The organism is Jeotgalibacillus sp. 10bf12 (genome assembly GCF_055597105.1).
The window spans coordinates 1,035,772-1,057,547 of the sequence record NZ_CP200276.1 but is presented as its reverse complement, the minus strand read 5'-3'; the positions used below and the strand labels follow the sequence as shown (position 1 = coordinate 1,057,547).

The window sequence follows — 21,776 nt, the reverse complement described above, 5'->3', positions numbered from 1 at the left end:
CTCCATCTATACTAAGCTGTTTCTATCCACATAATACCATGAGTTGAACTGTTTCGAGAGACGGAATTTATTTTTTTCTTTAAATGAATAACGTAGATGTATGTTACAGTTTATATCATACTTATTGACCAGGAGGATGATCATGCGAAGCATTCTTTCGACCTTATCATTAATATTTTCTATACTGGGATTTAGTAATATCATCTCTTTAGCAAACAAAGGCGAGATGATTGCAGCGCTGACATTTGGTACATCAGGTGCCGCTTTTATTTTGCTGTTTAACCTCTATGGAGCACTTGCATTGTTCTGCGCGATCTTTGGAAAAAGGGACAGGTACAGAATATTGCTGCTGGCTGGAAGTGTAGTGCTGATTGGGGCTAATCTGACGCTTTCTTTTGTGGGTATGTATGGGTTTCAACAGCCATGATGAATGCAATGACCTAAGTAGAATCTTTAGTACAGGATGCTTACATATACACTGATTTTTTTATGGTAGAATATGTTGGCAGCTAACATTGTACGGGTGGATGGTTGTCACCTTTTCCTTTTCCTTTTTGGGAAGGGGGGTGATAACTATGGACATTTTTCTTGAGTTTACACGAGAAGTACTGAAAGGGATTACGCGCGCAGTGAGTGCGTATCTCTTTCACAAAGCTTTTCTGGACGAAAAGAAAACCACCCTGCGCCGTCGGAAGCAAAAGGGTGGTTCTCATAAACGCAATTAATTTGTGACAACCACCACCCTGACGGTAGAGGCTGCAAGAGAGAAGAGTTCACCGCTCTTCTCTTTTTATTATAATCATTTTAACGGAAAACTATGCGGAATTCAATGTACAGACAGCCATCCATTTATTCTTACATCCTTTTCACATTTCTTCTGTTTATTGGTCTAATATCACTTTTATGTCTCATAGTTACGAGCAATCAAATCTGAAGAAACAGGCTTACTGCCGATCTCCCTCGCCCAGACGGATAACTGACCAATATGATGAACCTCGTGTGTGATCAGGTGTTTGATGACCTTCTCGTATGTAAAAGAATGGACCTTTCCGTTCCTGCCGGTGATTTGAATGCTTTGATCTTCAATTCCATCGTTCCATGTTGTAAGTGTGCGCTGTGTCATGGCTTTAGTGAAATCCGAATAGTCAATGATATCCTCTAAAGTGCTGATCATTTCCCGGGGTTCATAAGTGACCGGATCCTTTACAAGATGGTTAATCCATAAAAGTTCGCAGTCTATAATATGGACCAAATTCTGAAACAGGCTGCCCATTCCTCCTGTTCTTTCTGCATGAAACTGTTCTTCAGGAAGCGATTTACACCATTCAAACCAGTCATCCCGCACCTGCCAATTATATAAGAATAAATCAATCAAATGACCTGCTCCTTTATTTAAAAATTTAAGTTTTGAAACAGCGAAATAGTCAGAACGAAAGTTAGCAAGGAACCGGCTGAAGTTAAGGTAACGATTTTTCGGTTACTTTGCTTTTTTTCAGGTTTCAAAAACTCCTGAATTACTATAATCCACACAACGCTTGTTAATAAGGTAAGAATGCCAATAGACATATGATTATCCCCTTTTATTTTGTAATTTAACTGACCTACACTAAAACCTGATTAATATTTCACGCTCATTGCTTCTAAAATATCTGCCTTCAGCTTATCTGTCCGCTTTTCACTTCTTAACGACTTTTCAACCTTTGCCCACCCAACAACATACCGCAGATGTTCATTGTTTTTAAATAACGCCTCATTTTCAGCATAGACCGGTGGAAACCATTCTGTTTTATGTAACAGTTTAATATTTTTGTTTACCTTTTCATCCTTAGGTTCGCCACGCATGAACATCGTTAAGGACATACAGATATTAATGAAAATTTCTATGAGACTCTCCTCCAATTCCTAATAGCATTTATACTATCTACCCTACCACAACTCCTCATTCAGTATAAGGAAACTTTTCCACTAAATGTATGATATGATCATCTAAAGAACTTTACACATTTCATCTAACTTCATAAGGAGTGTGACTGCCATGATTCTTCTCGTTTTATTCATTTGTGCATTTGGTATCTGGATCTACTTTAAGTATGAGGTTCAATCAATGAGCTTGCTCAGCCGCCTGATGGCAAAGGGCTGGGACGGTGTGAATGCGGAGGAATCACGGTATATCCGCTGCTCGGGTTGTGATGGTGCGATTAAGAGAGGTCATACGACGCCTTATTGTGTGAAGTGCAGGCGGTTTACTTAAGGTATATGTCAGGAGGCTGACAATGAAGTACAGATATATAGCTATTTTCCTCATTGGATTTATCATGACTTATTTTATTCCGGGAGATTTATTTGATCATCCTATTACTGCGGTTAGTTTATTTATGAGATTTTGTAATGGTTTGATTATCTTGTTTTTAACCTGGCTATTTCAGCCAAGTCCCTCAAAAGAAAAATCAACATAAAAGGAATGAGCACGGGATCACATCCCCGCTCATTCCTTTTTTCAATCACTTATTCACCCACCCGTCACACTACGGGTCTCATACTCATAAGCCTCATCCTGACTTCTCGCTTTACCAGCCGCTCTCTTCGACCAGATCGTCGCAAGGAATGGGCCTGAGATATTGTGCCAGATTGCGCCCCAGACGCTTGGCAGTGCAGCAAGCGGACTGAAGTGTGCGGTTGCGAGTGCCACGCCAAGACCTGAGTTCTGCATCCCGACCTCAAGTGAAATTGCACGTCGGTCGTCTTCTTTCAGACCAAGTACCATTGCGACAAGATATCCAAGCAGTAAGCCAAAGCCATTGTGCAGGAAGACTGCTGCGAAAACGATCCAGCCGGCTGTGATGACGTTCGGTCCGTTTGCGCCTGTTACAACACCTACAATGATCAGGATCGCAGTAACAGAGATCAATGGAATCACAGAAAGACTCGCTTCCACTGCTTTAGGTGCAAGACGCTGGATTAAAAAGCCGAGTACGATTGGAATAATGATGACCTGGAAGATCGACATGAACATTGATACTGCATCTACCGGCATCCATTGTCCGACTAACAGTAACAGCAACAACGGTGTTGCGATTGGTGCCAAAAGCGTTGATAAGCTTGTCATCGCAACGGACAGTGCAAGGTTTCCTTTTGCCAGATACACCATCACGTTAGATGCTGTTCCACCAGGTACGGATCCTAAAAGCACAAGCCCCGCTGCCAGTTCAGGTGGAAGGTTCAGTGCATAGGCAATCGCAAATGCAACGAGTGGCATAACAAGAAACTGAGCTGCCACGCCAAGTACAACCGGGAGTGGACGCTTCGCGACGATTTTAAAATCAACCGGCTTTAGTGTAAGCCCCATTCCGAACATGACGATTCCAAGTAAAATCGTGATATAGCTTCCGAAAGGAGAAAAGATGCCTGGTACGAAAAAGGCGAGCAGTGCAGCCGAAACGACCCAGACTGCAAAGTATTTGCCTGCGAGCGTGCTAACTTTTGATAACAGGTTCATAGGCGTTCTCTCCTTTAGCGGGTAATAGTTTGCCGGGGTTTAAAATCCCCTGTGGATCAAGCGCAGCCTTGATCTGCTGCATGACGCCAAGCGCTGCCCCAAATTCCTGCTCCATATATTTCTGCTTGCCGTAACCGACGCCATGCTCTCCGGTTGATGTACCGTTGCGCGCGAGTCCGTATGCTACAAGACTTTCATTAAAAGTATTTGCTCGTGCTTTCTCTTCCTCATCTGCCAGATCAATCATCAGAATGACGTGGAAGTTCCCGTCTCCAACGTGACCTGTCACACCGCCAATGAGATTCAACTCACCAAGCTGCTCCTGCGCATGACGGACAGCCCCTGCCAGTTCAGAGATCGGTACGCAGACATCCGTGACCATCATTTTGCGGCCAGGATAGCCGTGGATAAATGAGTATGCGAGGTTATGGCGTGCTTCCCATAAGCGATTCCGTTCAGCGTTGTCTGCCACGAATTCAATCGCTTTGCAGTAATACATACTGACGATTTCCTTCATAAAATCAACGTCCTGTGCGAGTCCTGCTTCATTACCATGGAACTCCATGAACAGCGTTGGGATCTCAGGGTAATCTGTTTTCTGATGGTGATTCAGTTGCTTTAGTGAAATCTCATCAAGCAGTTCAACGCGTGCAATTGGAATCCCTGACTGCAGCAGACTGACTACCGCCTGCACTGCATTTTCAACGGAAGGAAATGTTGCACGTCCTGCCATTTCATATTCAGGAATGCCATACACTTTTAGCGTAAGCTCTGTAATGCAGCCTAAGATGCCTTCAGAACCGACGAAGAGTCCATTCAAGTGCAATCCTGCTGATGACTTGGCTGCCTTTGAGCCGGTGTGAATAACTTCACCGCTCGCAAGCACGACTTCAAGGTCACGCACCTGATCCCGCATGATTCCGTATCTGACAGATGTTGTGCCGCTCGCATTTGTCGCAGCCATGCCGCCGAGTGTTGCATCCGCCCCGGGGTCCACTGAGAAGAATAATCCGTGTTTCTTCAGCTCTTTATTCAACTGGCTCCGTGTCACGCCCGGCTGGACTTTTACAATCAGATCATCCGGAGATACCTCAAGCACTGCATTCATTTCAGTAAAATCAATCGTCACACACTCCTGCATTGGGACAACGTGTCCTTCAAGGCTTGTGCCAAGACCAAATGGCACGACCGGAATCACATGCTTTGATGCTGCCGCTAAAATTTGTGATGTCTCTTCAGTCGATCGTGGGAAGACGACAACCTGCGTAATACTGCCTTTATGATAAGACTCATCTACCGAATGCTGTTCTCTTACAGTCTCATTTTCGGAAATCTGGTCTTTTTGTAAAAACTCATGTAAACTCTCTACAAATGCTGTAACTGACATAAGATGTACCTCCTGACACTAATTGGTCCAACCAATTTAGTCTCATTATACGCAATAATCTGAACATTTCAAGAACATTTTGGAAGGAGTTGCTGACATCGCGGTGGAAACTTACCCAAAGTACAAAAAAGTAGTGGAACAGCTTTCACATAAGTATCTGAATGGAAACCGGGCAATCGGGGAAAAGCTCCCGCCGGAACGTGAGCTTGCAAAGCAGCTAGGGGTCAGCCGTACAGGCGTGCGTGAAGCGCTGCATTATCTGCGGGAAGCCGGTGCGATCCAATCAAAGCAGGGCGGCGGGCATTACCTGCTCGTGTCGCGGATTGAGGATGCGGCCGATAACCAGGCTACGCTGAACCTGAAGGCAGACCCCTCCCTCACAGCTGAAATGCTTGAAGTCAGAAGAGCACTCGAATGTGAAGCGGCTTATCTGGCGGCGATTCGCACAACTCAGGCGGATCTCGATACGCTTGAGGAATGCCTGGATCTGATGAAGCATGCACTGACTGAAGAACAGGGTGCAAAAGCAGACGTCGCCTTTCACCTGACAGTCGTCCGCACTTCACAAAACCGGATGCTGATTGAGGCAGTGGATGGGATTGTCGCACAGATGGAAAAGAACATTAAAACGACGCGCAGGCAGCGTTTTGTGTCAGATGCTTCACGTTATCAGACGACGTATGCTGAGCATGAGATGATCTATTTAGCAATTAAGGATAAGCGGGCTGAGGATGCGAAGAAGTTGATGTTGAGGCATTTGAATCGGGCTTATGAGGAGATTTAGTAAATGACCCTAGTAAATGACCCTGTGTCAGAAACAAATTCCACACAATTCATTCTGATTATATTATCAATCAAAATTGTGTGTGGATTGAGTCTATCCCAGGGTCAGTATTTTAAGCATCTCATGAGATTATTCTTATATAAAATCATCTATTTTAATCCTGTAGTTTTTTATCAAATCTTTATCTAATTCCATCAAGAAAGAATCAACAGCATCGCTGATCACATTAAAAGTTAATTGTTCATTTAAATTGTATTTCTGCCAGATTGAAAATAAAGTCCACTGTTTCTTTTCCTTTTCAACAAAAGCCAAAATAGGACCTTCCCGTTCATCATGCTCCATTGTAAAGTAATAAAAGTCCTTTTCCCTTTTCCACTTTTTCATGGTGACCCCAAACTCCAACAGGGCAAGAGATGGTTCAGAGAAGAAACAACGTCCATTTATGAAAATGTCTAATCTCCCTTGTATATCAACAAGGAGTTTGCCATTTCTCTTCTTGAGCAGTTTTGGCTCTATCGGGTTTGTTTGATCTAATTCAAATTCCAAGGTTAATTTGTGCATAGTCTCCCCCGCTTTGACTTAAAATTTACTCGTGCTTCAGAATAATCTCCAGGACACAGTGACTTTCATTATGTCTGAGAATCAGCCCTGAATTTTCTTGCATAATGCCTTGCGCTCGAAGAAGGACTGTACGTCACTTTATAGCTCTCACCACATTCCCGCTTCAGCTGTTCAGTCAAAATATATCCAGTCTCGTTAAATCGATCTTCTAATTCAATTCCATTTTGAATCAGACAATCTTTATTCCAATCTATCCATGCGCCATACTCTCCTGCCCATAAGATCAGTGCACGTTTTAATTCATTTGAAATTGGCGCATCTTCTACATTCAGATTACATCCGCATTGATTACACCAGATCGGATCCGCTCCGACATCACCTTCAAGCTTTAAAGTATGCGTTTTTTTATTTTCACAAAAACAATACATTTTCATAGTCCTCCAATTTATAAATTCAATACTTATTTCGATCTACTCTCCAGCAAGCACCTGCTTTTTAAGTCTGCGATGGACAAAAAAATTAAAAATGACCATACAGATCGTGAGCAATAAACCAAAAAATAAAATCACCATCCCCGCTATTCCAACCCATCCAATCGTGACAGAAAGAATCAGGTTATAAAGCAGTACAGACGAAACGAAAGTTAAAGCAGCAACGTGATAAGGAGCGATTCTTTTCCAAAGGATGATCAGCAGCACAATAAAAAATAATGAGAACAGTGAATACATCATGGCTTCATCAGATGAAAAGCCGAACCTTGATTGGCTGGCATCAGGACCTGTGCCGGGATTTGCTGTTTCGTAGAATGCATATGCTGTGAAAATCAGCCCTGACACCAATGCGGTAACATAGACAACCCAGTTTGTTCTTTTGATTTCTGTTCGGTTCATGGGTGAGTCCCCCTTTAAGATTGTGGCCCGTTCAAACTTGAGTTGCAACATTTAATTCCCATTTAATTACACTTCCATTATAGCAGTTACACCGTTACCGACTAGAGAAACAATCCCAGTGATCATTAAAATCACGGATACGATCCGATAATTTTTCTGCACCTTTGATCTTGTCCAGGCATAATAGCCGGCTGAAAACATCAATAAGCTTAAGACAATATTGATTAAGAATGGAAAAACTGTCATTGCGTCCATCTGCCTCTTCATGTAATAGAGTTATGCATTATCGATTTAGACTCTTTTTTAGATCTGCATTCTGTTACACTAACATTAACTAAAATTATCCATCTAACTATACTATGCTCATTAAAAATTAAAATCGCAACCATCATTTTACATCCAGTTTTTCAAAAAAAGGAGGATACAATGAGAAAATTATTATTTGCCGGGTCAATTCTTTTAATATTAGGGGTCTATTTCTTTATGGAAAATCAGGCAAGAAGCTCTTTCTTTGCTACACCTGAAGAGGCGGTATCAAATACTGCAGACCCCTCACTGAACGTGGATCAGCTTATTGAGACGAAAATCTATGATCAGACTGCGTATGTATTTTTCTACTCGCAGGAAGATGAGACAGAAGGAAACGATCTCTCAGTCGCTGAAGTACATCAGAATGAAAATGGCTGGCGTATGAAAGAAGCGATTGGGCTCGGGGACATGGACCAGCGACAGAAAGGTTCAGCTATGGGCACCGAACATTTTATAGCAGCCTATGCCTGGCCCGAAACAGTGCGGGTCACATATGGACCTTATGAAGCTGAGGAAGTTGAACTGAATCACGATTCGATCAAAGTGTTTTTCCTGCATGATGTAGAAGATGGATTGGAAAGTGATTACCTGTTTAGTTATTTTGATGCGGACGGTCAGGAGATTCTTGATTAAATAGAAATGAAGATCATGAAGCTGATAATAGTGGAGGTCTAAGATGAAGAATATTTTAAACTCTAAGTGGAAACTCAGCGGTTATGCAGTTCTTTCAAGTATTGGGGTCATCATTGGCGGGCTGATTGTGAATCTCAATATCTATGTAGTGTGGGGTGCGTTAACTTCTCTTGTCATCTTGGTCCTGGTCAATGTATTGATTGTTTTATTTACTAAAAATCGTCGGGGGTTAGATCATCAAGCGGGTGATTAACCCCCTTTTTTTCAGCTTGAATCAAGGCTTGGAACTATTCGCTTTCAACTAACCGCTTAATCCGCTCCAAAGCCTTCGGAACCCGCTCAGCAAACGTTTCTTCCTCTTCTTCCGGAATATCCATTGTAAGAACTAACAGTGTCCCGTCACTCTGCTCCGTCAGCGTGTAGCTTTCACTTCCGCCAGTCCATTCATCATCACGCGCCAGCTGACCGCTTTGCTGCGTGTCAGCACGATGTCTGAATAACACGTACTCCTGAGGGCGGAGCTTCTCCACTTTACTTGTGACACCATAGCCGTTGACTGATGAGATGAACTCCATATCACTTCCTTCTTTCATGTCACCTTTTTTGTACGTACCTTCATCAATAATACTCGCCCAGTCCTGGAATGTTTTATCTTCCCAGAGCGTGTTCCATATGCGGCTTTTTGGTGCGTTGATATGGATAGAGAAAGGTGTTTTTTTCATGGTGATCTTCCTTTCTATCAACTACTTATTAAATAGGTTTTCTTCTTCTTCAAGTTGACGTTTGAGATTTTCATCCTCCATCACCTGTGCGATATCAAATGCCTTGCGCACAAAGACTTCTGAATTTGATTTATTGAGCCTTTGACTTATGATCCCCTTCCTTAGATAGCTAAGCGCAACCTGCCTATAAGCATTCTGTTCCCGTATTTCCTCCAAGGTTTCTTCATTCAAGGAATGCGCTTCTTCATACATCTCTTCTTTCATCAGTAACATCACCAGATTATATTTAAATGGAATAAATCGCTTTTTGTAATCAGGATAATTTTTGTACTTTTTACTCTGTTGCAGTGCAAATTCAGTAATAGAAATCGCAGTACTGACTGGAAATAAAAATAAGATGACAGCAACCAGTCTGAAATCAGTTAAATACCAGGTGTCTGCTTTTTGAAGCCTTTCCCATACCTTTCTTGCATGAGACATGGCAGGTTCAAAGCTCTCTTCGTTGTTAATTAATATAAATCCTTTAGAAATCTGTAATATATCTTCAACGTATCGATCCTCATGTTCTGTTAAATATTTCTCCGACAATGAAATAATTTGATTCAATGCCTCGACTTCTATAAATCTTTGATCTTCAAAAAGGCGTATAATCTTTTCCCTTGGAGGAAATTCATAGTCATGATGGACATACAAGAATTCATCCACGTCCATCTCTAATGAGTCCAGCACCTTTTTAAACTTATGATCAGTCAATTCAATCCGGCCCAGTTCAAATTTAGAATAACTCGCCTGATGCATTGCTCCATTACTCACATCAGGTTGACTATAATTTTTTGAAATTCTAATATCACGTACGGTTTCACCATCATGTTTCAAGGAGTAATCCCTCTTTTCCAACAAGCTTATACGCTTAGTTTAGGTCAATCATTATGATCATTATATAGAATAAAGATAAACAATTGGAAGATAATGATGGTTTCAGATTTTTAGAGAGGTGGATAAAGATGAAGTATTGGATGTTATATGCAGGTGTACTGATTACACTTATTTTTGGCGGGGGCTTTCTGATTCGATTATTACGGGATGGAGATTTTTATATTGCTGAATTCATCGGCGGTGTGATTGGTGTCATTATTTTAGTTTCTTGGTTTTTTACAAAAGAATCCAGGAAACCCGGAAAACCTTTATTCATGTAATCAGTAAACGTGGTTGTGTGGAAATTAATTCTGGCATAAGAGCAGTCTTTAAGCAGTAAAAGGTGGCTATTTAAAATGAGTAAAACCCTAGTCTACGTATTCGACTTTATTAATTTTATTATTTTTTTGGTTTTAGCGATCGCACTTGCTCAATTTGAATTTAACACCATGATCACGCTTATTATTTTTGGCACAGGTTCATTCATTTATTTATTGCGTGGCGTTTATCATTATAAGAAGCACAAAAGGTGAATCAACTGCTGTTTGCGTGATTCACCTTTTATATTTATCTACAGTAGAGAACCCTGTGTCAGAAACAAATGCTGCACAATTCATTCTGTCTATTTAAAGTGCTTGAGTTGTGCGCAATACAGAGGCAATAATTTCAGTATATTAAAGTGTGAACAGGTTCACTTCAACTCAGCAGTACTTAGTATTTTGTAATAAAAGATTGTCATTGTGACGAGGCCAATACCAAAAAGCACACCTCCGGCAACAATGAAATTCTGAATATAGCTTTCGATAATAATAAGGTACATTGCAGTATCTGCTGAGCCTCTTTGGACCAACCAGTTCTCAGCAAGCGATGTTCCGAAGCTCACGCTGAAGAACAGCAGAACAAAACCAATTACAGTGATCGTAATGCTAAAAATGATTAAGCCGTTTAACTTTTCTCTTGTCATGTTACTCCCCTTCTCAATTCATCGTAAAGACGCTGCTACATTCTCACTTCCATTATAAGTCATTACATTTAACATTTGGTGAATCTATTTATATTTTTATACAGCGTAATCATTTTGTTCAAACCAAGGCATAACAAAACTAAATTAGTAACTGACTAACGGATAAATCGTGCTTACCTGCAAAGTATCATTCAACAAATGCACTTCTGCAGCATGAAAGTCCAGCGCGGCAAGCTGTATAGCATTTTCAAATACGATCTGGTCAAACTCAGTGACCATTTGTTCATCCATCGTATATTGAACTGTTGCCACATCATCGTCCATTGAAGCCTCTACAATTTCAAACCCCTCTATAATCGCCGAATCGTAAAAGACATCCTCACCTTTCAATGACTCCATTGCTTCTAACGTTTCCGGAAAAGTTAAAGGTTCTCCATCTTCATTTTCAACCGGTTCCTCTAACACCCCGCCCGGCAGGAAAAATGTCTGCTCTGAATCTTTATCGTAAATAGTATAATACCCGCGTGTGAGTCCTCTTTCCTCTTCAATCAGAATCGGTTGATCAATCGGACTTTCAGCTACGATAATGTCCTCCTCCCCATCCGGATTCAAAAATGACACTTCCTCAATTCCGTATAAACCACTAATGCCCGTCAGCGAGTCATAAAACAAATTTGATTGCGCAGTGGTAGTAGAGAGCTGATTCCCCTCTTCAGTAAAATTCACCAGAAGCCTTGGCCACTCAACTGTCATTTCAGTAAAAGAACGCAGGATTTCCTGTTCAGAAGGATCATTTTCAAGAAGAGACGACTTCAGTCTTTCTTCAGGAGAAGTGCTTTGACCTTCTTCGCGATTAATCGTAAACGCTGTAAAGAACTCAGTTTCTCCGTTATAAATATATGTATCAATGAAATAGTCAGGAGACGCCTCGGTTTCTTCGTAAGGATCCGATTCACTTTCATCTACAGTCTCATCTTCTATATTTTCTGCCGAATGATCTTCAGTATCCGGTTGATCCATTGAGCTTTCTTCCTGTGGAGCGTTTTCATCAGCCGGCTGGATGTCCTGCTCCGCACTTTCATTTTCACTGCCTTGACAGCTTGCAAGCAGTAAAGCAACAGATGCTATGCCGGCCGTTTTAACGATTTTATGCAAATTAAAAACCTCCCTTTTTTATCCATGTACCCTATTTAGTGTCTTATAAAAGCTAAATTAGGGTATCTTGTTTTTCTAACGCTTTACACACTGATCAATTCAAACGAATTTTATTTTTGGTAATATATTTAAATTACTTGTGTTTAAAGTAATAAATCATTACAATATAAATAAATCTAAATATTCAGTTAATATAGTTACATAGAAGCCATTAAAGCAGGGTCACCAAATGAATATCTTCTCAGATGTCACGTTCAGCTTTATGATCAGTGCAGGCAAAGTGATCTCACTACACATCAAAGGAGGATTTCATATGGCGGTCTTTTTTTTATTGCTTTTTGTCGTTGCAGCAGATGCTCTTTTTGTTGGATTGGTTAAGCCTGACCTTGTACTGAGGTGGGTGCCTGCAGGTCAGCGGAGTAGAAAAAAAGTGCTGATGTACTTCGGATCTTCAATGGTCGTTTTCTTCGTGATGATCGGGGTCACAGCGGAACCGGCAGAACAGGATATTGCTGGTGTTGAGGAAGCTGAAGCGGATGCGGCCGCTGCACAGGCGGAGGAAGAAGAGGCTGAACGTCTGGCTGAGGAGGAAGCTGAGCGCGAAGCAGAGGAAGAAGCGGAAAGGGTTGCGGCTGAAGAGGAAGAACAGGAAGCCAAAGAGGAAGCGGAGAAGTTAGCGGCTGAAGAATCAGAGCGCGAGGCTGAAGAGGAAGCTGAAAGACTGGCCGCTGAGGAAGCGGAACGCGAAGCCGAAGAAGAAGCAGAGCGACTGGCTGCTGAGGAAGCTGAGCGGGAAGCGGAAGAAGAGGCTGCAAGAATTGCGGCCGAGGAAGCGGAACGCGAGGCCGAAGAGGAAGCTGAAAGACTGGCTGCTGAAGAAGCCGAAGCAGCTGCCGGCACAATGTCTCAGCAGCAGGCAGTACAAACGGCTGAAAGCTATCTGAGCTTTACTGCATTTTCGAAAAGCGGACTCGTTGATCAGCTGGAGTTTGAAGGCTTCAGCACAGAAGATGCAACATTTGCAGTTGAAAATATTAGCGTTGACTGGACAGAGCAGGCGGTTAAATCTGCTGAAAGCTATTTAGATTATACGGCTTTTTCAAAGAGTGGATTGGTGGGCCAGCTGGAATTTGAGGGATTCAGTACAGAAGATGCAACATATGCAGTTGAAAACATTAGCGTTGACTGGAGTGAACAAGCAGTTAAATCTGCTGAGAGTTACCTTGATTTCACCTCTTTTTCAAGGTCCGGCCTGATTGACCAGTTAATATTTGAGGGGTTCAGTGTTGAAGATGCTACTTACGCGGTTGACATGGTGGGGCTTTGATCATATATCTATTTTAAATAAAACAAGAGCCGTGCTGATGCATGGCTCTACTCATTTCATGCGTTTTTGACCAGCTTTTGAGAGAAAAGATAAGCCAGTGTTGCGATGACAAGTACTCCTATCAGTTGAATGGCCGGAGATAAGTAGAATACAGGTGTTTCTCCTGCGCTTTGACTTGTAATGAATGGATCAGGCGTATAAAGAGCCGTTAATACGTGACCGGATATGATTTGAAAACCTGCATATAACACAACTAAACTTACAATGAATACGAGATACTTTTTCAAAACTTCCACTCCCTTTGTTACGTATACGGGTCGTTTTAAACAAAAGTTTCGTAAAATCATTGGATGGTTGCCATATAGGGTTAGATTTCGGACGGCTTTAAATAAATAGAGTGCCTGCCTAGTATTTATTCCACATTTGCTTTTTTTCCTCTGGATTTTTTGTTTGTATAAAAAACATACACCACATTTATAATGAACAGTATAATTGCCGCTGTTAAAAAGCCAAGGACTCCAGGTATATTAGGACCTATTATTGAGTAGATAAGAGTAGCTAAAATAAACGCAGTAAAGCCAGCAAGACTAAGTTTCCATCGTGATTGATCTAACTTTTTCATCATTGCGCTCTTCCTTTCTCATGTAAAGAGTAGTGATCTCTAAAACCATTAGAATGACCCTATGCTAGTTACAGGTTTCATACAATTCATTGTACTTGTTCATACTTGATTTCTATAATTAATTTATTTAAACATTCTTCATTTCAGAAAATCTGATTCTACAGAAATCACCTGGTTTCCATCTATATAGTCGAACAATAATCTTTTCTGCTCTTTAATCTCAGGATCTTCTGAGATGATTAACACAGCATGTGTCTCTCCTTCAGTAATTTTTACAGGTAAATTACTAACTTTATTTTTTTCCCATTCAGCCGGAGAGTTAATATGATTATCTTCTATCAAATAAGCCTCTTTGATTACCACTCCACCAACCTTAATACTTTTTAATTCCACATCATCTGGGATGTTTTCTGGCTTGAAAACAATTTTCATATATTGATTGGCCTCCTCTTGATACTCAGAGACTTCTGTAACTAGAAATGTCGCTTTGTCTGAACATCCGGTCAGAAAGAATATACACAACATTAAAGTACCAAGGGCCTTCATGATCAAATCCTCCTATATAGGTGTGACACCGTTTACCTTCTATATGCTCCATACGGTATCCTGTAATTGAAAAGGTTTGAGGAAATTTGGGTTCTTCTTCTTTTGTACTTATAGCAAATCGAAACTTGTTCAATCCGTCTGTTCTCTTTGAATTTTTATCTTTTAAAACTCTGTGAAGCTTTAACTAAAAAAGATGTTGTAAAGAATAAAGGCAACAATGATTAGAATAACGATAAATCCACCTATTGTAGGAGTTCCATACAATGTTCTACTGAAACTATCATCAGTTTGAATTTTACTTTGTTTTTTCTTATCACCTTTATCCATGAATGTGCACTTCCTTTTTTATTATATTAGGTAAAGACAACCCTTTCATAAAATTAGTATCAAGCCTACATCAATACTTCAGCTCTCAAAATGCCAAGATTCTGGTCATAAAAAGATCTGTTTTTCTCAACCCCACGCCTCTGGCACCACCCAATACTATTAAAAGCGTCAGTAAAACGGTAAAATTCGAGCACTTGATCGAGATCAATCAGTGGACGGACACTACGATACCCGTTCTCGTACGCCAGCTTTAGAGACGGATCGAGACTTAAAAAATCCCGGTGAATTTTTGAAAAGTCCATTTCTGTTGCACCAAAGCGGACACTTTCAAAATCAATAGAACCCATGACCAGATCGTCCTTCACTAAAATATTAGCCGGGCGAAAATCCATATGAATAAACGCAGGTCCATCCGGTGCAGGAAGTTCCCTTTTCAGCTTCATATATTTCTGGATAGAATGTTCATACAAGGATGGCTCAATCACCTTCTTTGTATCTTCTGCAAACCCATAAAACACGCGGTCCATAAATTCAGACCAGTGCGTAAATTCATTATCTATATGTATTATATCCACTCCAGAAGGTGGCTGAATTGAATGCATTGAAGCATGATAAACCCCCGTTTCATAAGCAAGGGAAGTTGAAACCTTTGGCCTAAGAGGCTCACCCTTCAATTCCGACAGCAACAGTGCGCCAACTGCCTCATCGTCGCCTTCCCATACATCAAGTAATCGCGGAACTGATATACGGCCTTCAAGAATGCTATATGCCTCAATCTCTCTGTAGAACTTTAATTTACTGAACGGAATCTTTATGTAGACAGTCTCCCCATTTAAAAGCAGCACTTTATAAACCGTTGAGCTGTGCGAATCGGCTACGTCACTGATGGACTGAGTGGAGAGACCGAAGTGTTTGATGATGCTGGCTATTGTCATTTGAGATGAGTCCTTTCTTCAGAGACTTTAGAAGAATACATTTAATACTTCATTGTTATAACCTGCTTTTGATCCGATCCATTACGGCCTCTAAATCAACATCCCGCTCTAAATGCTCAGGCGTCCACTCAATATACTCATCAGGCTCAATGCCCCGCCCTGTCTGGTAATCATCAGGATTTTGATACACAAGCTTTGAAGTTGGATAGCTGAGCGTAAACCCTTCCCCAAGATCCAATGAAGCTACATTACTGTAGTCATTGATCCCCATTGTCGATCTGCCGACAACCGTCACTTTTTCTGACCATTTACTTGTTTCTACAAATGAATCTCCGGAGCTTCCACAGTAGATATCAGATAAAATAAAGATCTCCTCAGGTTTTTGAAAACCACTTATTTTGTCTGCCTTCATCACCTGTTCAAAAGGAAATCGCTGAAACCCGTTCCCGCTCTTTTCATGCCACTGTTCTTCAAAGAATCTCAGGATTTTCCGGGTCTCTTCCTCCTCTACTACCTGCAGGGTCTTCTTTAATTCCTCCAGCTGATTTTGTGCAGTTTTCTCTGTGCAATTGAACAGCATCTCCGGACTCATTTCATAAGGATCTATTTCTTCCGGTCCAAAAATAAACGGAAAGAAAGGATAATAGCTTGAATCACTTCCGCCATAGTTGACCCTTACATCAAAGATCAACGCCTTCGCTGTTTTATAGGCTTCTTCATGTTTTTTAAATAACTTGGCTGTGTTAAAGATTAATGTTGATATTACTAATAAAAGATAACTTCCACTTATTTATATGGAAGTTATCTTTTTCTTATCCGTCTTATTTAATTAAAGCTCTGCCACTTTAATAACAATTTATTTAATACCTTTTAAACAAACAGGTATTAAGAATATAGATTAGCCTGGTTTTTAAATTAATTAATGACGATATTACCTACGTATTGAGCACTCCCATTATCTGAAATAAGGTCTACAACGACTACAAATTCTCCTTTATCATCCGGGAGAGAGAACTCTTTATCGTTCACCTGTAATTCAGTCTTTTTATCGTTCGTCCATACATAAGCGCTTAGGTCCTCAATTATAAAATCTTGACTATCAAATGATATTTGAACTTGCTCACCAGAATTAAAGTACATTAGTTCTTGCTCTTTAGCTAACGAGAAAATATCCTCTGTTTCTTTTGCGTACTCTTTATCAGAATTCCATTTTATATTTGCTTCTGCCAATTCTCCTTGCTCATCTACATACGAATCTATCAGTGTAACACTAGGAGGGGTAAAGTCGTAATCTTCAGCAATACATCCTGACAATAAAAAGACGATAAGAACCGAAAAAGTAATTAACATTTGCTTCATTATTCAACACACCTGCCTTTATAAAGTAAATTTAGATAATCTAAGACTATCATATGTTTCGACAATTGGAATTAAATTCCCTTTAATTATCATATTATTGACTGTCACTTCGTTCAGTTGGTGCTGTATGCTCTCAAGCACCTGGAACCACGTAAGGTAATTATCAAGATATTTGGTTGCTACACCGTTAAAACGCTGTATCCATCCTTTTAGTCTGCTGTGATAACTGTTGACGTTTTGGATATGATAAAGACCCTTTGTGCGGACCTTCCCGTCTGATTTAAACTGATAAATGCTCATACCTTTGTCAGTAGCGTAGGTTCTGAACGCTCGCCAAGAGTCTGTACATAAAATGTTTTGAGATGACAGTTTTTGACCAATGGCTTTATCCAACTGCTCTTTTTTTATTCTACCTACACCAAGGGTTGTCGAAACTGTATTTTTGTCACGGTCTCTTGCTACTAAAACACAGACCTGTTCCTTGCTGATACCACGTTTCTTTGCTGTTCCGCCACGTTTACGAGGTGTTCTGCCTGCAATCTTCTTTTGCCCTTTTTCAGAGTACAGGAAATAGGTTTCGTCCATTTCAACGATACCTTGGAAATCGGCTACTTCAATTTGCTTTAGCGCTGATAATAATTTATGTCTCCAATAAAACAACGTAACGTGTGTTACACCTTTAACCATCTCAGCTGACTTACGGAGGAGTAACCATCAATCATACATTCAATGAATTTTATCCACTTGTTCAAGCGTCGGGTTCTATAAAGTGCAGTGTTGGTTAAATCGGTGAAAGTAGCAGTACAGGATTTACAACGATAACGCTGTTTCTTTACTTCGTCGCCATCTACAAGGGTAGTGTATTTTCCAAATCTCACTACTTGCTTAGATTGGCAGCGAGGACAAGTGTATCCCTGTTTATTTTTTCGTTCTGAAATCTCTTGAAGAGCGTTTCCTGTGGAAGATGATGCAGTGAGAGCATCTATAAGAAATGCTCGCAGTCTTTGTTTTTCTGCGGGATTTAATCTTTGTATCTCTTTAAGAATATCTGTCGCTCTCACTGTCATCACCATCCCTTAGTTGATACACTTATTATAGAACAAACGTTCGTAAATTTCAAATATCAACATTGACCTTTAACATAGCCAATAACTTAAAAATTGAATCCGGATCACCAAAGTCAGTCAGCTTGATCAGATGAATGCCAGGTTCAATTTCTTTTGATGTATATTCCGGGACATAGACCGGCTTTTTCTTCTTATGTACCTTATACACTGCCCGTTCACCTGAAATGCTTTCAACCTCAATCTCGCCAGCTGAAAGCATAACCAGATTCCAATCCTGGCGCTCTTCCTTTTCGCGATAAAGCTTTCTTGCATATGTTTCTGCGGCTGCGGGAATGCGCTCTCCCTCTAGTGAAATCACTTTGTCCCCTCTTTGAAAACGTGAATCCTCAGATTCTGTTATGTACAAAAACTCACGATTCCGCCTCACTTTAAATCCGGCCCATTCAGAAGGACTCCCCTCCTGATCAGCAGCCGTAAACGAAACATGCCTGTCTCTGAAATCCAATAAGTAATCCTTCACAATAGCTGTAAAAGCAGCACGTGATTCCAAAGCTTTCGGGTCAAGTCCCTTTACCTTTTCTCTGAATAATTCCGGCTGATCCCATCCCTTTTTATCAAGAAAGCCGGAGTAGTCGTAGTGCATGGCCGTCACAACTTCTTCAAACATGTTCAGATACATAGGAGTCTCCTTTTATATGTATTTATCTAACTATTCTTACTATTATAGCTGAAATCATTTGAATTTGAGGGTTTAAATGGAAATAAAAGTGTGAGGTCAGTTGATCCATGATACAATTATCTATATTAACAGTAGAGTAGTGGATTACACTGCATCAGATTAGGAGCACGCACATGGAACTTACTTTCAGCGTCATCATTTTCAGTATTGCTTTATTGATACTTGCGACGAAGAAAAGCGGAAACAGAACCACAGTTAAAAAGCTCATATTGGGGCTGGTGGCTACACTGGTCATGATCAATGCCATTTTGTTGATCATTATGTAAAAGAATTGAGTACAATTGGTACTGAGATTTAGCTAATCCACACGCGATATAATTGAACAAAAAAGGTGACCTGCATCATGAAAAGAAGAACGCTCAATCTATTAACCAAAATTGCCTTCATATCAGCATTGATTACGATTCTTTTTCTTCCTCTATCCGTCTATATATCATCATTGATATCAGATAACCGGTTGCAATCCATCCTTAACAACCTTTCGCTCTTTGCATTTTTAATATCTGTGATGAATATTCCAATCAGTATCATCTCCATGTTCAGTAAAGAACACCTTTTTAAAAGATGCTTTTCTCTTGTTATTAACTTATCACCTTTAACGATTGTCATCATTGCTCTGATCATTGAATTCATCAATGAATTTAACAGTACACCTGCTTGAGGAACGAAAAACAATCGTAGCAAATATGATCAGCCGGATAAACGGTCTTCTAACACCCTCACCCAGACCCTATATCTTTTTTCATGCGCTATTGTCGTTTCTGTAAGTACTCTGAACTCATTCGCCTGACCGAGCATAAAAGCTAAAGAATAAGCGATTTTATAGTCAGGTGTGTCGTATCCATTATACAGCCCCGCATATATTTCATTCCCGATTGAATCAGCCCAGACATCTGCTTCGTGCAAAGTGGCAAATATGATATTTTCACGTTTCCATTTTATCTGCATATTTTTCTCCTTTTAATTATTAATTACTCTTCTAACTTTTATGATCAAACTCGATTTCAAAACAGCCATATTTTTTAGTCATCTTATTTCTTTATAAGTGTAACTTCATTTACAAAACGTTTCTGATCTGCCTGATTTTTGATGATGACCAGCCGACATGGAAAATCCTCACAAAACCGAAGCACATGTGGCTTTCCGTTTTCCTCAAAGTAGCGATCCCATTTGAACATTTTTCTATAGATGGTCCAGGTTGGATTATAATGGACAGATTCAAGCTTCAGCCGCTGTTTGATAAATCGTTTGGTGATCCTCCATTTCCGAACATTTCTCGGCGGATCCAAAAACAAAACAGCATCTGCTTTTTCAAAAGTACTGAGTGTCCACTCTTCAGAATGCACACCTTCAATGATCCATGAAGGGCGAACAAGTATACCATGTAGCATCGATTCCCTCTCCGCCTCCGTTCTCCTTCTGTCCTCCAGCCCTTCTCTACTTCGCTCCCATACGATCTCATCCAACTCAGTAAATGGCGTGCCGGATTGATTAGAAAACCTTCTCGCCAAAGTCGTCTTCCCGCTGCCCACAGATCCAACTATACGAATTTTCATACCATTACTCCTTTATACAAACCAATAAATATGTTGCCTATGATGAGGTGTTTCACTGATTAAATTTTACCCTGCACCCATTCCAAATAAAGCGTCCGGTCTTCAGGAAATGCCAGTGGCAGCTGCCCGATTTCTTCTGCATTTTTCCACGCAATATCATGGATGAGTTCATCAGGGTCCTGAATCGATGCACTTCCGCCCGTACATGTGACAGTATAATAGTGAACCAGCACCTCATACTCTTTAAGTCTGGTTTCTTTTATGTAGATAGAGGATATCACCTGCGTGATATAGCCGGTTTCTTCAAAAATTTCTCTTACACAGCATTCTTCAAAAGTCTCTGTGTTCTCTTTCCCGCCTGATGGAATCGTCCATTTCTTATCCTCACCCGGTGCTGCCTGCAACACCATTAACAATTCATTTTTTTCATTCACACAAACGCCCGCCGCTCCATGCCAGCTCTTCATGATAACCCTCATTTCATTTTAGGTAATATCTAACATTATATCAGTTATCTGAAAATTGAGCTTTATCATGAGTAAGATTTCCTTGTAGATATTTATAAAAATCAATCAGGGAAGGTGATTGAGCAAATAATAAAAAAGCTATCCCCTCATACCGGAATAGCTTCTCACCTCAATTATTCTCCAATTTCTATCGCAACATTATGTCTTGCACTATCCTGATTCGTCCAGGTAATCACTGTACCTGGAGCCACCGAAATATCCTCACTGAATTCATAGTCTGCAATATCCAATTCGATACTACCTTCTATTTCTGCACCCTCTTCAACCGTAACGGTCATTTTCATCACAGGGTGCGGATCGCAGTGAATATTGTAAACTCCCTCATCCTGAAATGTGAAAGTAGCTGTTTCACCTTGTGCTAAGAGCGGTGAAGCCACGTCTTCTGTTACTACATTTTCTTCTTCAGTTCCGTTAGCGCTTTCCGGATCTTCCGTTGTTTCTTCCTGGTTCATTTCCTGATCACTGTCTTCTTCCGCAGCTTCTTCATGATCCATCTCTTGATCATGCTCTGTTTCTGTCTCTTCTGTAGCTTCTTCTTCGTTTGTCACAGTATCTTCTGCAGTTTCAGTTGTCTCTGTATCACCATCGGACATGTCTGCCGGTTCAGAGGAATCATTAGAATTACACCCTACGAGCAATACCGTGAAAACCAACAATAAAAATAAAGGAAAGAACAAACGCTTTTGCTGCTTTTTCATATTTCCCACCCTTTCTAGGTTGTGTTAACAAGTAAACGAAGATTAAGGGAAAAAAGATCAGTTTATATTTTAATATTTCAGAAATTTTATTTCTGGAGCTTTTCATTCTTTTATTTTCGGCATGATCATATGCCATACTGCTGTTAGGTTCTCTATTATATATATATGTATTTACGATGAAAGATCAGAAGATTGCTATACTGAATATCACTACAGCAGGTAAATCATAAAAATCTGCAGCACTTTCCCGGGAGATG

At 40.5% G+C, this 21,776-nt stretch carries 36 protein-coding genes and 1 pseudogene; 12 read left to right on the top strand and 25 right to left on the bottom strand.

The annotated features are described in order from the left end of the window. The first annotated feature begins 142 nt into the window (after positions 1-142). A complete protein-coding gene (locus DH10bf12_RS05265) occupies positions 143-427 on the top strand; it encodes a hypothetical protein (protein WP_471737472.1) in 285 nt (94 codons plus the stop codon). Positions 428-575: 148 nt separating this feature from the next. Further along, positions 576-725: a hypothetical protein gene (locus DH10bf12_RS05260; RefSeq protein ID WP_471737471.1), complete on the top strand. Its 150-nt coding sequence runs from the start codon at positions 576-578 to the stop codon at positions 723-725. A gap of 176 nt (positions 726-901) precedes the next feature. Here the strand turns inward: DH10bf12_RS05260 and DH10bf12_RS05255 are convergent, their stop codons facing one another. Then, the gene (locus DH10bf12_RS05255; protein ID WP_471737470.1) at positions 902-1,375 is read right to left on the bottom strand and encodes a DinB family protein; all 474 of its coding nucleotides are present in this window, start codon (positions 1,373-1,375) and stop codon (positions 902-904) included. A 242-nt stretch (positions 1,376-1,617) separates the two neighbouring features. Further along, on the bottom strand, positions 1,618-1,848 hold the full coding sequence (locus tag DH10bf12_RS05250; protein ID WP_471737469.1) for a hypothetical protein: 231 nt from the start codon (positions 1,846-1,848) through the stop codon (positions 1,618-1,620). Positions 1,849-2,035: 187 nt separating this feature from the next. On the opposite strand from DH10bf12_RS05250, the gene DH10bf12_RS05245 reads away from it, so the two are divergent. Together DH10bf12_RS05245 and DH10bf12_RS05240 are read left to right on the top strand one after the other, a co-directional pair. Then, positions 2,036-2,251, top strand: coding sequence for a hypothetical protein (locus tag DH10bf12_RS05245; RefSeq protein ID WP_471737468.1), 216 nt, complete (start codon positions 2,036-2,038; stop codon positions 2,249-2,251). Positions 2,252-2,273: 22 nt separating this feature from the next. Beyond that, positions 2,274-2,456 carry a hypothetical protein gene (locus DH10bf12_RS05240; RefSeq protein ID WP_471737467.1) on the top strand — a complete coding sequence of 61 codons (183 nt, stop codon included), beginning with the start codon at positions 2,274-2,276 and terminating at the stop codon, positions 2,454-2,456. Positions 2,457-2,509: 53 nt separating this feature from the next. On the opposite strand, the gene DH10bf12_RS05235 is transcribed toward DH10bf12_RS05240, so the two are convergent. Together DH10bf12_RS05235 and DH10bf12_RS05230 are read right to left on the bottom strand one after the other, a co-directional pair. Then, the gene (locus tag DH10bf12_RS05235) at positions 2,510-3,496 is read right to left on the bottom strand and encodes a bile acid:sodium symporter family protein (RefSeq protein ID WP_471737466.1); all 987 of its coding nucleotides are present in this window, start codon (positions 3,494-3,496) and stop codon (positions 2,510-2,512) included. Then, positions 3,474-4,883 carry an FAD-binding oxidoreductase gene (locus tag DH10bf12_RS05230; protein ID WP_471737465.1) on the bottom strand — a complete coding sequence of 470 codons (1,410 nt, stop codon included), beginning with the start codon at positions 4,881-4,883 and terminating at the stop codon, positions 3,474-3,476. The genes DH10bf12_RS05235 and DH10bf12_RS05230 overlap by 23 nt, the downstream gene beginning before the upstream one ends. A gap of 103 nt (positions 4,884-4,986) precedes the next feature. Here DH10bf12_RS05230 and DH10bf12_RS05225 point away from each other — a divergent pair, with 103 nt between their 5' ends. Beyond that, positions 4,987-5,667 carry a FadR/GntR family transcriptional regulator gene (locus DH10bf12_RS05225; protein ID WP_471737464.1) on the top strand — a complete coding sequence of 227 codons (681 nt, stop codon included), beginning with the start codon at positions 4,987-4,989 and terminating at the stop codon, positions 5,665-5,667. A gap of 135 nt (positions 5,668-5,802) precedes the next feature. Here DH10bf12_RS05225 and DH10bf12_RS05220 read toward each other — a convergent pair whose 3' ends face one another. The 4 genes from DH10bf12_RS05220 to DH10bf12_RS05205 all read right to left on the bottom strand — a co-directional run bounded on the left by DH10bf12_RS05220 (position 5,803) and on the right by DH10bf12_RS05205 (position 7,373). After that, the gene (locus tag DH10bf12_RS05220; protein WP_471737463.1) at positions 5,803-6,228 is read right to left on the bottom strand and encodes a DUF7878 domain-containing protein; all 426 of its coding nucleotides are present in this window, start codon (positions 6,226-6,228) and stop codon (positions 5,803-5,805) included. Between the two features lie 68 nt (positions 6,229-6,296). Then, positions 6,297-6,656 (bottom strand): hypothetical protein, encoded by a 360-nt coding sequence (locus DH10bf12_RS05215; protein WP_471737462.1) that lies wholly within the window; start codon positions 6,654-6,656, stop codon positions 6,297-6,299. Positions 6,657-6,698: 42 nt separating this feature from the next. Further along, entirely contained in the window at positions 6,699-7,118 is a 420-nt protein-coding gene (locus DH10bf12_RS05210; RefSeq protein WP_471737461.1) for a hypothetical protein, read from the bottom strand. Between the two features lie 66 nt (positions 7,119-7,184). Then, positions 7,185-7,373, bottom strand: coding sequence for a hypothetical protein (locus DH10bf12_RS05205; protein WP_471737460.1), 189 nt, complete (start codon positions 7,371-7,373; stop codon positions 7,185-7,187). A 171-nt stretch (positions 7,374-7,544) separates the two neighbouring features. On the opposite strand from DH10bf12_RS05205, the gene DH10bf12_RS05200 reads away from it, so the two are divergent. Both DH10bf12_RS05200 and DH10bf12_RS05195 read left to right on the top strand, forming a co-directional pair. Continuing rightward, positions 7,545-8,060: a hypothetical protein gene (locus tag DH10bf12_RS05200; RefSeq protein WP_471737459.1), complete on the top strand. Its 516-nt coding sequence runs from the start codon at positions 7,545-7,547 to the stop codon at positions 8,058-8,060. A 43-nt stretch (positions 8,061-8,103) separates the two neighbouring features. Continuing rightward, positions 8,104-8,313, top strand: coding sequence for a hypothetical protein (locus tag DH10bf12_RS05195; protein WP_471737458.1), 210 nt, complete (start codon positions 8,104-8,106; stop codon positions 8,311-8,313). 34 nt (positions 8,314-8,347) lie between these two features. On the opposite strand, the gene DH10bf12_RS05190 is transcribed toward DH10bf12_RS05195, so the two are convergent. Further along, positions 8,348-8,782: an SRPBCC domain-containing protein gene (locus tag DH10bf12_RS05190; protein ID WP_471737457.1), complete on the bottom strand. Its 435-nt coding sequence runs from the start codon at positions 8,780-8,782 to the stop codon at positions 8,348-8,350. 21 nt (positions 8,783-8,803) lie between these two features. Further along, positions 8,804-9,658, bottom strand: coding sequence for a helix-turn-helix domain-containing protein (locus tag DH10bf12_RS05185; RefSeq protein ID WP_471737456.1), 855 nt, complete (start codon positions 9,656-9,658; stop codon positions 8,804-8,806). Between the two features lie 128 nt (positions 9,659-9,786). Here DH10bf12_RS05185 and DH10bf12_RS05180 point away from each other — a divergent pair, with 128 nt between their 5' ends. Both DH10bf12_RS05180 and DH10bf12_RS05175 read left to right on the top strand, forming a co-directional pair. Beyond that, positions 9,787-9,978, top strand: coding sequence for a hypothetical protein (locus DH10bf12_RS05180; protein ID WP_471737455.1), 192 nt, complete (start codon positions 9,787-9,789; stop codon positions 9,976-9,978). A 75-nt stretch (positions 9,979-10,053) separates the two neighbouring features. Further along, the gene (locus DH10bf12_RS05175) at positions 10,054-10,230 is read left to right on the top strand and encodes a hypothetical protein (RefSeq protein WP_471737454.1); all 177 of its coding nucleotides are present in this window, start codon (positions 10,054-10,056) and stop codon (positions 10,228-10,230) included. Between the two features lie 158 nt (positions 10,231-10,388). On the opposite strand, the gene DH10bf12_RS05170 is transcribed toward DH10bf12_RS05175, so the two are convergent. Next, positions 10,389-10,661, bottom strand: a complete 273-nt coding sequence (locus DH10bf12_RS05170; protein ID WP_471737452.1) for a hypothetical protein — start codon at positions 10,659-10,661, stop codon at positions 10,389-10,391. A gap of 144 nt (positions 10,662-10,805) precedes the next feature. Then, positions 10,806-11,816: a hypothetical protein gene (locus DH10bf12_RS05165; protein WP_471737451.1), complete on the bottom strand. Its 1,011-nt coding sequence runs from the start codon at positions 11,814-11,816 to the stop codon at positions 10,806-10,808. Between the two features lie 229 nt (positions 11,817-12,045). On the opposite strand from DH10bf12_RS05165, the gene DH10bf12_RS05160 reads away from it, so the two are divergent. Beyond that, a complete protein-coding gene (locus DH10bf12_RS05160) occupies positions 12,046-13,143 on the top strand; it encodes an Ltp family lipoprotein (protein WP_471737450.1) in 1,098 nt (365 codons plus the stop codon). A 56-nt stretch (positions 13,144-13,199) separates the two neighbouring features. Here DH10bf12_RS05160 and DH10bf12_RS05155 read toward each other — a convergent pair whose 3' ends face one another. The 9 genes and pseudogenes from DH10bf12_RS05155 to DH10bf12_RS05115 all read right to left on the bottom strand — a co-directional run bounded on the left by DH10bf12_RS05155 (position 13,200) and on the right by DH10bf12_RS05115 (position 18,678). Next, entirely contained in the window at positions 13,200-13,430 is a 231-nt protein-coding gene (locus DH10bf12_RS05155) for a hypothetical protein (protein WP_471737449.1), read from the bottom strand. 125 nt (positions 13,431-13,555) lie between these two features. Continuing rightward, on the bottom strand, positions 13,556-13,765 hold the full coding sequence (locus tag DH10bf12_RS05150) for a hypothetical protein (protein ID WP_471737448.1): 210 nt from the start codon (positions 13,763-13,765) through the stop codon (positions 13,556-13,558). 138 nt (positions 13,766-13,903) lie between these two features. Continuing rightward, on the bottom strand, positions 13,904-14,311 hold the full coding sequence (locus tag DH10bf12_RS05145; protein WP_471737447.1) for a hypothetical protein: 408 nt from the start codon (positions 14,309-14,311) through the stop codon (positions 13,904-13,906). 180 nt (positions 14,312-14,491) lie between these two features. Further along, on the bottom strand, positions 14,492-14,638 hold the full coding sequence (locus DH10bf12_RS05140; protein ID WP_471737446.1) for a hypothetical protein: 147 nt from the start codon (positions 14,636-14,638) through the stop codon (positions 14,492-14,494). Positions 14,639-14,703: 65 nt separating this feature from the next. Next, complete coding sequence (locus tag DH10bf12_RS05135) at positions 14,704-15,573, bottom strand: aminoglycoside phosphotransferase family protein (RefSeq protein WP_471737445.1); 870 nt, start codon at positions 15,571-15,573, stop codon at positions 14,704-14,706. A 55-nt stretch (positions 15,574-15,628) separates the two neighbouring features. Beyond that, positions 15,629-16,324, bottom strand: a complete 696-nt coding sequence (locus DH10bf12_RS05130; protein ID WP_471738192.1) for a S41 family peptidase — start codon at positions 16,322-16,324, stop codon at positions 15,629-15,631. 164 nt (positions 16,325-16,488) lie between these two features. Continuing rightward, complete coding sequence (locus DH10bf12_RS05125; protein WP_471737444.1) at positions 16,489-16,932, bottom strand: hypothetical protein; 444 nt, start codon at positions 16,930-16,932, stop codon at positions 16,489-16,491. Positions 16,933-16,950: 18 nt separating this feature from the next. Beyond that, positions 16,951-17,999 (bottom strand): annotated as a pseudogene (locus tag DH10bf12_RS05120) (IS1595 family transposase). A gap of 49 nt (positions 18,000-18,048) precedes the next feature. Further along, positions 18,049-18,678: a hypothetical protein gene (locus DH10bf12_RS05115; protein ID WP_471737443.1), complete on the bottom strand. Its 630-nt coding sequence runs from the start codon at positions 18,676-18,678 to the stop codon at positions 18,049-18,051. Between the two features lie 173 nt (positions 18,679-18,851). Between DH10bf12_RS05115 and DH10bf12_RS05110 the strand changes: the two genes are divergently transcribed. Together DH10bf12_RS05110 and DH10bf12_RS05105 are read left to right on the top strand one after the other, a co-directional pair. Then, on the top strand, positions 18,852-19,004 hold the full coding sequence (locus tag DH10bf12_RS05110; protein ID WP_471737442.1) for a hypothetical protein: 153 nt from the start codon (positions 18,852-18,854) through the stop codon (positions 19,002-19,004). Positions 19,005-19,081: 77 nt separating this feature from the next. Further along, positions 19,082-19,399 carry a 2-acyl-glycerophospho-ethanolamine acyltransferase gene (locus DH10bf12_RS05105; protein ID WP_471737441.1) on the top strand — a complete coding sequence of 106 codons (318 nt, stop codon included), beginning with the start codon at positions 19,082-19,084 and terminating at the stop codon, positions 19,397-19,399. Positions 19,400-19,428: 29 nt separating this feature from the next. Here DH10bf12_RS05105 and DH10bf12_RS05100 read toward each other — a convergent pair whose 3' ends face one another. The 4 genes from DH10bf12_RS05100 to DH10bf12_RS05085 all read right to left on the bottom strand — a co-directional run bounded on the left by DH10bf12_RS05100 (position 19,429) and on the right by DH10bf12_RS05085 (position 21,519). Beyond that, positions 19,429-19,680, bottom strand: coding sequence for a hypothetical protein (locus DH10bf12_RS05100; RefSeq protein WP_471738191.1), 252 nt, complete (start codon positions 19,678-19,680; stop codon positions 19,429-19,431). 89 nt (positions 19,681-19,769) lie between these two features. Then, positions 19,770-20,294: a P-loop NTPase family protein gene (locus DH10bf12_RS05095; RefSeq protein ID WP_471737440.1), complete on the bottom strand. Its 525-nt coding sequence runs from the start codon at positions 20,292-20,294 to the stop codon at positions 19,770-19,772. A gap of 59 nt (positions 20,295-20,353) precedes the next feature. Beyond that, the gene (locus DH10bf12_RS05090) at positions 20,354-20,761 is read right to left on the bottom strand and encodes an NUDIX hydrolase (protein WP_471737439.1); all 408 of its coding nucleotides are present in this window, start codon (positions 20,759-20,761) and stop codon (positions 20,354-20,356) included. 173 nt (positions 20,762-20,934) lie between these two features. Beyond that, positions 20,935-21,519, bottom strand: coding sequence for a plastocyanin/azurin family copper-binding protein (locus DH10bf12_RS05085; protein ID WP_471737438.1), 585 nt, complete (start codon positions 21,517-21,519; stop codon positions 20,935-20,937). Positions 21,520-21,776 lie beyond the last annotated feature (257 nt).